1 protein-coding gene is annotated in these 539 nt (G+C 71.8%); it reads left to right on the top strand.

From position 1 onward, the window contains the following. Positions 1-48: 48 nt before the first annotated feature. Positions 49-539, top strand: a 491-nt coding sequence (locus GH737_RS15045; RefSeq protein ID WP_230558868.1) for a TldD/PmbA family protein, incomplete at its 3' end; no start/stop codon positions are given.

Raw genomic sequence — 539 nt, 5'->3', positions numbered from 1 at the left:
GGCTTCGCCGGCGCCACGCGAGCGAGCGGCCACGGCTGTTCCGCATCGGTGATCGCCGGCGAGGGCGGCGCGATGCAGCGCGACCAGGCCTGGCACAGCGCGCGCCATCTCGAGGATCTAGAAAATGCCGCGGAGATCGGCCGCCGCGCCGGCACACGTGCAGTCGCCAAGCTCAACCCGTCCCGCCCGAAGGCCGGCAAATATCCGGTGATCTTCGATCCGCGCGTATCCGCGGGCCTGCTCGGACACTTTTGCGGCGCGATCAGCGGCGCCGCGGTGGCGCGCAAGACGAGCTTTCTGCGCGAGAAGCTGGGTACCGCTGTCTTTGCCCCCGGCGTGACCATCGTCGACGATCCGCTGCGGCTGCGCGGGCTGAGGTCGCGCCCGTTCGATGCCGAAGGGGTGCGGGTCTCGCGTCAGGAGCTGGTCTCGGGCGGCATTCTCAACCAGTGGATCGCGGATAGTGCGGCGGCGCGGCAGCTCGGCATGGCGCCGACCGGCCATGCGTCGCGCGGTGTCGGCGGAGCCCCCGGCGCCGC

It is taken from the genome of Sphingomonas segetis (assembly GCF_009720245.1).
Taxonomy (GTDB): domain Bacteria; phylum Pseudomonadota; class Alphaproteobacteria; order Sphingomonadales; family Sphingomonadaceae; genus Sphingomicrobium; species Sphingomicrobium segetis.
The sequence above is the reverse complement of the archived record's forward strand: the minus strand, read 5'-3'. Positions and strand labels throughout refer to the sequence as shown.